The organism is Streptomyces sp. NRRL B-24572 (assembly GCF_002156145.1).
GTDB lineage: Bacteria > Actinomycetota > Actinomycetes > Streptomycetales > Streptomycetaceae > Streptomyces > Streptomyces vietnamensis.
In genome coordinates this window covers 1-638 of sequence record NZ_MWIG01001165.1, presented here as the reverse complement: position 1 = coordinate 638, position 638 = coordinate 1, and the positions used below count along the sequence as shown (strand labels likewise).

Annotated in this window: 1 protein-coding gene; it reads left to right on the top strand. The window is 67.7% G+C overall.

What is annotated here, in order from left to right:
- Positions 1-124 precede the first annotated feature (124 nt).
- Positions 125-638 (top strand): flotillin family protein (locus CCN56_RS41060; RefSeq protein ID WP_143664855.1); only part of this gene is annotated, 514 nt, incomplete at its 3' end.

Below are 638 nucleotides of genomic sequence, written 5' to 3'. Positions count from 1 at the left end.
TCGCGGCGCGGAGGTCTGGGTCGAGTCCGTACTCTCGCCCACGTCCGTCGCCGTGCGTCCGGTCGAGCACTGATCCGGCCCCACATCTCACTTTCAACTTGGTTCCAATCAAAGGGATTTCGCCATGAGTCCTGTGCTTACCGCTGTGGTGGGCATCGTCGTTCTCGTCGTGCTGCTGGGCCTCGTGGTCATCACGCGCTACAAGGTGGCCGGGCCGAGCGAGGCGTTCATCATCACCGGTCGGCGCGGCAAGAAGACCACCGATCCCGACACCGGGCGGGTCTTCACCGACAACAGCGGCCAGAAGGTCGTGGTCGGCGGGGGCGTCTTCGTCGTGCCGTTCGTGCAGCAGAAGTTCAGCCTCGACCTGTCCAGCCGGCACATCCCGGTCGCCGTGCGCGGCGCGGTCACCCTGCGCGGCGTGAAGGCGAACCTGGACGGCGTCGCGATCGTCAAGGTCGGCGGCACCGAGGACTCGATCCGGGCCGCGGCCCAGCGTTTCCTGATGCAGCAGAACGGCATCGTCGGCTTCACCCAGGAGGTGCTGTCCGGCGCGCTGCGGTCGATCGTGGGGCGGATGTCGGTGGAGGACATCATCCGCGATCGGGCCGCGTTCGCCGGCCAGGTCGCCGAGGAGG